Source organism: Bacillus sp. FSL W8-0770 (genome assembly GCF_038008705.1).
Taxonomy (GTDB): domain Bacteria; phylum Bacillota; class Bacilli; order Bacillales; family Bacillaceae_G; genus Bacillus_A; species Bacillus_A cereus.
Genome location: NZ_JBBOZR010000001.1, coordinates 4,628,284 through 4,635,000 on the forward strand (window position 1 = coordinate 4,628,284; position 6,717 = coordinate 4,635,000).

Sequence of the window (6,717 nt, forward strand, 5' to 3'; positions counted from 1 at the left end):
TTAGTAGGTTTATCCTACTTTTCATGCTATTTTCCACTCAAAATCAAAACAAAATAATCTATCATAAAAAAATGTTTATCAATATTTTTTGTCATAATTTTATTAAAATGCGAAATTTAATCCTGCTTTTGAAAAGCTACTTTCCGACAAAGGAGTAACCGCAAAAGTAAATGAACCGAAACTAGAGGCAGGTTCTGTTACAGTTGGCGGCGCTATCGATGACAAAAACTTTGCTGGATTAGATGGTGATTTCCCGTTCATTGATGTAACTTTCAAAGTAGAAAATGATGAATTTTATGAGGCAAACGCTCAATTAGAGTCACCAATTTTTGTTTACTGGAAACAAGGTGAATCAGAACCAAATAGAATGCGTGTACTTCAAGATCAAACATTCTCAGTTATGTCCTTAAACTCACTAGTAGAAGGAAATATTAAACCTGGTGCGTTCTTAAATGAATGCGGATATTTAGATGAAAAGTTCGATTATACAAAGCTTGGCGTAAAAGTATATGCGACTGATTCTTACCGTCATAAGTTTGAAGGCTCACTAGATAAATACGGATACTTCAAACTAAATGAACTTCCAGTTAATAAACGCGACTATAACTTATATGTAGAGGTGCCAAGACATTTAACAAGCCGCCTAACAACGAAACTTGGTACTGAAAAAGACGGTAAGCTGCTTGGCCAATATTATTATGCAAGACCTGACGAAAACCTTGTCGGCGATGTAAATGGTGATAAAGTAATCGATATTAAAGATGCTGAAATTATCGCTAGCAACTATGGTAAAAAAGAACTAACTGTAAAAGACGGAGACCTTAATAAAGATGGTATTGTCGACGAAAAAGATATTCGCTTCGTTGAAAGGAACTTCTTGAAAAAAGGTCCAGATGCATCTAAATCACAAACACCTGTAGAAAAATCCAAAAGCGGTACACTGGCAGATATTTTAAAGAAATTAGGATTAACACCTAAAAAATAATAAATTGAAACTTTAATCAGTGGGTTTTTACTGCCCGACAAATAGCGGAATAATAAAGAGCACTCTACGTAAAATAGAGTGCTCTTTTCTATAAACGACCCTTATCCAGCAAAAGGGGTATATTGGGGATATACAAGGGAAACCGGAAAAGGAATTTATATTAAATTATATAAGTTCAGAGGTAAGAAGCAGTTTCCCACCTCTGAATTATTTAGCAATTATTATAGTACTGGTGCCATTGTTTCTTTTAATACTTTTACAGAATGAGCGAATTTCGCTTTTTCCTCTTCATTTAGCTCAAGTTCTACGATTTCACGTACACCTTCGCGGTTAATTACAGCTGGAACACCTACGTAAGCATCTTTCTCGCCGTATTGACCTTCAAGGTATGCAGATACAGTTAATACGCTGTTCTCGTTGTTTAAGATTGCTTTCGTTACACGAAGTAGTGACATACCGATTCCGTAGTAAGTTGCACCTTTACGCTCGATGATATGGTAAGCTGCATCACGTACGTTTTCGAAGATTTTGTCTAAGTCTTCTTGTTTGTACTGTTCGTTGTTAGCTAAGATTGTTTCTAATTTTTGTACACCGATGGTAGCGTGGCTCCATACTGGAAGTTCAGTGTCACCGTGTTCACCAACGATGTAAGCATGAACGTTGCGTGGATCTACATCTAAGTAGTCACCTAACATGTAACGGAAACGAGCAGAGTCTAAAGTAGTACCAGAACCGATTACGCGCTCTTTCGGTAAACCAGATTCTTTCCAAGTTACGTAAGTTAAAATATCAACTGGGTTAGTTGCGATTAAGAAGATTCCATCGAATCCGCTATCCATAATGCCGCGAACGATTTGTTTAAAGATCTTTGTATTTTTCTCAACTAAGTCTAAACGAGTTTCACCTGGCTTTTGTGGTAACCCAGCAGTGATAACAACTAAATCTGCATCTTTACAATCTGCATAGCTACCGCTCCAAACTTTTGTTGGTGATGGAGAGAATGGTACCGCATGGCTTAAGTCCATTGCTTCCCCTTCTGCTTTTGCTTCATTAACATCTACTAATACGAATTCTTCAGCTACACCTTGGTTGATCATTGAGTAAGCGTAACTACAACCTACAGCTCCTGTTCCTACTAATACTACACGATTGATACCTTTTTTCATGGTAATTTCCCCTCTCTATTGTTCACATATATTTTTTTATGATTGTTTAAGTAATTAATTAAAATACTAATTTAATGTTGTTTAACTTCTTTACATTCATATTGTAGCACGTATTATTGTGAATTACTTCACAAATTATGACCTATTTGTGAACTTTTTCACATAGAGTGTAAAGTTATTGGAATAGGTGTGGAATCCATTTCAATGGAGGCGTTTTCTTTAGATTGTGAAAGGGATTTTCTTGTGTTTTTCGTCGGTAAGTGAAATTATATCGGCGATTTTTAGAATATATCGACCGTAACTCCAAATATATCAGCGATTATTAAAATTTATCGATCGTAACTCAAATTATATCAGCGATTTTTGCAATATATCGACTTACCGACAAAACTCGACAATAATGACAACATAAAAAAGCTGTCTCCAGTAGATCACACCTGTTGAAAGAAGCAGCTTCTTCTATATATTATTTATTTTCATCGGTTTCTCCAAGTGTAGGAGGCTACAGCCATACAGCTGGGGTAAATAAACAACATGATTGTATTTACGGCTCTCTATACCCAACTGCAACAGCCCATACTTCATATTTCTTCTATTGCATAAAAAAGCAGACTATCCAAAGTCCACCTTTATACAACAAAAAAGAGATAGCAGATTATGCTATCTCTTTTAGTATGACCCGTACGGGATTCGAACCCGTGTTACCGCCGTGAAAGGGCGGTGTCTTAACCACTTGACCAACGGGCCAGTTCTGGCAGAGAAGAAGGGATTCGAACCCTCGCACCGCGTTCGCGATCTACTCCCTTAGCAGGGGAGCCCCTTGAGCCACTTGGGTACTTCTCTATAAATATGGCTCCGCAGGTAGGACTCGAACCTACGACCGATCGGTTAACAGCCGATAGCTCTACCACTGAGCTACTGCGGAACAATTATGGTGGGCCTAAATGGACTCGAACCATCGACCTCACGCTTATCAGGCGTGCGCTCTAACCAGCTGAGCTATAGGCCCATAATTGAAAAGCGGGTGAAGAGAATCGAACTCTCGACCAGAGCTTGGAAGGCTCTTGTTTTACCACTAAACTACACCCGCATTAAATTGTAAATGGTGAGCCATGAAGGACTCGAACCTTCGACCCTCTGATTAAAAGTCAGATGCTCTACCAACTGAGCTAATGGCTCATTTTGAAAGTGGTGCCGACTAGAGGACTTGAACCCCCAACCTACTGATTACAAGTCAGTTGCTCTACCAATTGAGCTAAGTCGGCTCGTGATTTCAAAATGGTGGCTCGGGACGGAATCGAACCGCCGACACGAGGATTTTCAGTCCTCTGCTCTACCGACTGAGCTACCGAGCCTTTATGTAAAAAATGGCGGTCCCGACCGGGGTCGAACCGGCGATCTCCTGCGTGACAGGCAGGCATGTTAACCACTACACCACGGGACCATTTGGTTGCGGGGACAGGATTTGAACCTGCGACCTTCGGGTTATGAGCCCGACGAGCTACCGTGCTGCTCCACCCCGCGATGATAAAATATTCACTTTAGAAAAAAATGGAGGAGGTAGAGGGATTCGAACCCCCGCGCGACTCTCGCCGCCTGTCGGTTTTCAAGACCGATCCCTTCAGCCGAACTTGGGTATACCTCCGAGATATATACGTCTAATGGTGGACCTTGTAGGACTCGAACCTACGACCGGACGGTTATGAGCCGTCTGCTCTAACCAACTGAGCTAAAGGTCCTTTATGGTAGCGGCGGAGGGGATCGAACCCCCGACCTCACGGGTATGAACCGTACGCTCTAGCCAAGCTGAGCTACACCGCCATAAATGATATTAATATAAGTGGAGCCTAGCGGGATCGAACCGCTGACCTCCTGCGTGCAAGGCAGGCGCTCTCCCATCTGAGCTAAGGCCCCATGTTTTTTGGAATATCGGGAAGACAGGATTTGAACCTGCGACCCCCTGGTCCCAAACCAGGTGCTCTACCAAGCTGAGCCACTTCCCGTTAATAAAAGCGCGCCCGAGAGGAGTCGAACCCCTAACCTCTTGATCCGTAGTCAAACGCTCTATCCAATTGAGCTACGGGCGCATATGGTGCCGAGGGCGGGGGTCGAACCCGCACGGTGGTCACCCACCGCAGGATTTTAAGTCCTGTGCGTCTGCCTGTTCCGCCACCCCGGCATGTCATATTGAAAATTGGAGCGGAAGACGGGATTCGAACCCGCGACCCCAACCTTGGCAAGGTTGTATTCTACCACTGAACTACTTCCGCAAGACATGTATGAGTTATTTAATTAAAAGTGCGGGTGAAGGGAGTCGAACCCCCACGCCAAAGGCGCCAGATCCTAAGTCTGGTGCGTCTGCCAATTCCGCCACACCCGCATATTAATGTATTTAAGAAAAATGGGGCGACTGATGGGAATCGAACCCACGAATGCCGGAGCCACAATCCGGTGCGTTAACCACTTCGCCACAACCGCCATGATTTCTGGTGCCGACTAGAGGACTTGAACCCCCAACCTACTGATTACAAGTCAGTTGCTCTACCAATTGAGCTAAGTCGGCTAAATGGTGGAGGATGACGGGATCGAACCGCCGACCCCCTGCTTGTAAGGCAGGTGCTCTCCCAGCTGAGCTAATCCTCCATTTGTCTGGCAACGTCCTACTCTCACAGGGACAAGGTCCCAACTACCATCGGCGCTAGAGAGCTTAACTTCCGTGTTCGGTATGGGAACGGGTGTGGCCTCTCTGCCATCATTACCAGACTGTATTCATTTAAGACAAGAATTATTGTAACTCATTTACTTTTGAAAGTCAACAAGTTTTTTATATTCTTTCAAAACTAGATAACATTGCTTCATATTATATGGTTAAGTCCTCGATCTATTAGTATTCGTCAGCTCCACATGTCACCATGCTTCCACCTCGAACCTATCAACCTGATCATCTTTCAGGGATCTTACTAGCTTACGCTATGGGAAATCTCATCTTGAGGGGGCTTCATGCTTAGATGCTTTCAGCACTTATCCCTTCCGCACATAGCTACCCAGCTATGCCCTTGGCAGAACAACTGGTACACCAGCGGTGCGTCCATCCCGGTCCTCTCGTACTAAGGACAGCTCCTCTCAAATTTCCTACGCCCACGACGGATAGGGACCGAACTGTCTCACGACGTTCTGAACCCAGCTCGCGTACCGCTTTAATGGGCGAACAGCCCAACCCTTGGGACCGACTACAGCCCCAGGATGCGATGAGCCGACATCGAGGTGCCAAACCTCCCCGTCGATGTGGACTCTTGGGGGAGATAAGCCTGTTATCCCCGGGGTAGCTTTTATCCGTTGAGCGATGGCCCTTCCATGCGGAACCACCGGATCACTAAGCCCGACTTTCGTCCCTGCTCGACTTGTAGGTCTCGCAGTCAAGCTCCCTTATGCCTTTGCACTCTACGAATGATTTCCAACCATTCTGAGGGAACCTTTGGGCGCCTCCGTTACACTTTAGGAGGCGACCGCCCCAGTCAAACTGCCCACCTGACACTGTCTCCCGGGTCGATAAGACCCGTAGGTTAGAATTTCAATACAGTCAGGGCGGTATCCCACCAGCGCCTCCACCGAAGCTAGCGCTCCGGTTTCAATGGCTCCCGCCTATCCTGTACAAACTGTACCAAAATTCAATATCAGGCTACAGTAAAGCTCCACGGGGTCTTTCCGTCCTGTCGCGGGTAACCTGCATCTTCACAGGTACTATAATTTCACCGAGTCTCTGGTTGAGACAGTGCCCAAATCGTTACACCTTTCGTGCGGGTCGGAACTTACCCGACAAGGAATTTCGCTACCTTAGGACCGTTATAGTTACGGCCGCCGTTTACTGGGGCTTCAGTTCAGAGCTTCGCTTACGCTAACCCCTCTCCTTAACCTTCCAGCACCGGGCAGGTGTCACCCCCTATACTTCGCCTTACGGCTTCGCAGAGAGCTGTGTTTTTGCTAAACAGTCGCTTGGGCCTATTCACTGCGGCTTTCCGTTAAGAAAGCACCCCTTCTCCCGAAGTTACGGGGTCATTTTGCCGAGTTCCTTAACCAGAGTTCTCTCGCACACCTTAGGATTCTCTCCTCGCCTACCTGTGTCGGTTTGCGGTACAGGCACCTTTTATCTCGCTAAGCTTTTCTTGGCAGCGGGGAATCAAAGACTTCGCTCCATAAGGAGCTTCCCCATCACAGCTCAGCCTTTATGATAAGCGGATTTGCCTACTTATCAGCCTAACTGCTTGGACGTGCACAACCAATCGCACGCTTCTTCTATCCTTCTGCGTCCCTCCATTGCTCAAACGATAAAGAGGTGGTACAGGAATATCAACCTGTTGTCCATCGCCTACGCCTGTCGGCCTCGGCTTAGGTCCTGACTAACCCTGAGCGGACGAGCCTTCCTCAGGAAACCTTAGGCATTCGGTGGACGGGATTCTCACCCGTCTTTCGCTACTCATACCGGCATTCTCACTTCTAAGCACTCCACCAGTCCTTACGGTCTGACTTCACTGTCCTTAGAACGCTCCCCTACCACTGATACCATTG

1 protein-coding gene, 22 tRNA genes, 2 rRNA genes and 1 pseudogene (1 of these 26 only partly in view) are annotated in these 6,717 nt (G+C 45.3%); 1 reads left to right on the forward strand and 25 read right to left on the reverse strand.

All coding sequences use genetic code 11. The annotated features are described in order from the left end of the window. Positions 1-106: 106 nt before the first annotated feature. Positions 107-985: pseudogene (locus NST27_RS23870) on the forward strand (dockerin type I domain-containing protein); the annotation flags it as partial. 221 nt (positions 986-1,206) lie between these two features. Here the strand turns inward: NST27_RS23870 and NST27_RS23875 are convergent. From NST27_RS23875 to NST27_RS23995, 25 genes are all read right to left on the reverse strand, one after another. After that, complete coding sequence (locus NST27_RS23875; protein ID WP_000715339.1) at positions 1,207-2,151, reverse strand: L-lactate dehydrogenase; 945 nt, start codon at positions 2,149-2,151, stop codon at positions 1,207-1,209. A gap of 675 nt (positions 2,152-2,826) precedes the next feature. Further along, positions 2,827-2,898 (reverse strand) — tRNA-Glu (locus tag NST27_RS23880). 5 nt (positions 2,899-2,903) lie between these two features. Then, positions 2,904-2,994: transfer RNA gene (locus tag NST27_RS23885), tRNA-Ser, on the reverse strand. Between the two features lie 7 nt (positions 2,995-3,001). Beyond that, positions 3,002-3,076 (reverse strand) — tRNA-Asn (locus NST27_RS23890). A gap of 7 nt (positions 3,077-3,083) precedes the next feature. Next, positions 3,084-3,160: transfer RNA gene (locus tag NST27_RS23895), tRNA-Ile, on the reverse strand. Positions 3,161-3,170: 10 nt separating this feature from the next. Continuing rightward, positions 3,171-3,241: transfer RNA gene (locus NST27_RS23900), tRNA-Gly, on the reverse strand. A 13-nt stretch (positions 3,242-3,254) separates the two neighbouring features. Continuing rightward, positions 3,255-3,330 (reverse strand) — tRNA-Lys (locus tag NST27_RS23905). Between the two features lie 10 nt (positions 3,331-3,340). Further along, positions 3,341-3,416: transfer RNA gene (locus NST27_RS23910), tRNA-Thr, on the reverse strand. Positions 3,417-3,430: 14 nt separating this feature from the next. Next, positions 3,431-3,506 (reverse strand) — tRNA-Phe (locus NST27_RS23915). A 13-nt stretch (positions 3,507-3,519) separates the two neighbouring features. Further along, a tRNA-Asp gene (locus NST27_RS23920) sits at positions 3,520-3,595 on the reverse strand. A 3-nt stretch (positions 3,596-3,598) separates the two neighbouring features. Further along, a tRNA-Met gene (locus NST27_RS23925) sits at positions 3,599-3,675 on the reverse strand. A gap of 28 nt (positions 3,676-3,703) precedes the next feature. After that, a tRNA-Ser gene (locus NST27_RS23930) sits at positions 3,704-3,796 on the reverse strand. Between the two features lie 17 nt (positions 3,797-3,813). After that, a tRNA-Ile gene (locus NST27_RS23935) sits at positions 3,814-3,890 on the reverse strand. 4 nt (positions 3,891-3,894) lie between these two features. Continuing rightward, positions 3,895-3,972: transfer RNA gene (locus NST27_RS23940), tRNA-Met, on the reverse strand. A gap of 20 nt (positions 3,973-3,992) precedes the next feature. After that, positions 3,993-4,065 (reverse strand) — tRNA-Ala (locus NST27_RS23945). A 15-nt stretch (positions 4,066-4,080) separates the two neighbouring features. Beyond that, positions 4,081-4,154 (reverse strand) — tRNA-Pro (locus NST27_RS23950). A 10-nt stretch (positions 4,155-4,164) separates the two neighbouring features. After that, a tRNA-Arg gene (locus tag NST27_RS23955) sits at positions 4,165-4,238 on the reverse strand. A gap of 3 nt (positions 4,239-4,241) precedes the next feature. Then, positions 4,242-4,330, reverse strand: a tRNA-Leu gene (locus NST27_RS23960). A gap of 16 nt (positions 4,331-4,346) precedes the next feature. After that, positions 4,347-4,421 (reverse strand) — tRNA-Gly (locus tag NST27_RS23965). 29 nt (positions 4,422-4,450) lie between these two features. Beyond that, positions 4,451-4,531: transfer RNA gene (locus tag NST27_RS23970), tRNA-Leu, on the reverse strand. Between the two features lie 22 nt (positions 4,532-4,553). Further along, a tRNA-His gene (locus NST27_RS23975) sits at positions 4,554-4,629 on the reverse strand. Between the two features lie 9 nt (positions 4,630-4,638). Beyond that, positions 4,639-4,714, reverse strand: a tRNA-Thr gene (locus NST27_RS23980). Positions 4,715-4,718: 4 nt separating this feature from the next. Beyond that, positions 4,719-4,794, reverse strand: a tRNA-Val gene (locus tag NST27_RS23985). A gap of 4 nt (positions 4,795-4,798) precedes the next feature. Next, positions 4,799-4,914: ribosomal RNA gene (rrf, locus tag NST27_RS23990) — 5S ribosomal RNA — on the reverse strand. A 101-nt stretch (positions 4,915-5,015) separates the two neighbouring features. Continuing rightward, positions 5,016-6,717: ribosomal RNA gene (locus tag NST27_RS23995) — 23S ribosomal RNA — on the reverse strand (it continues 1,217 nt past the right edge of the window).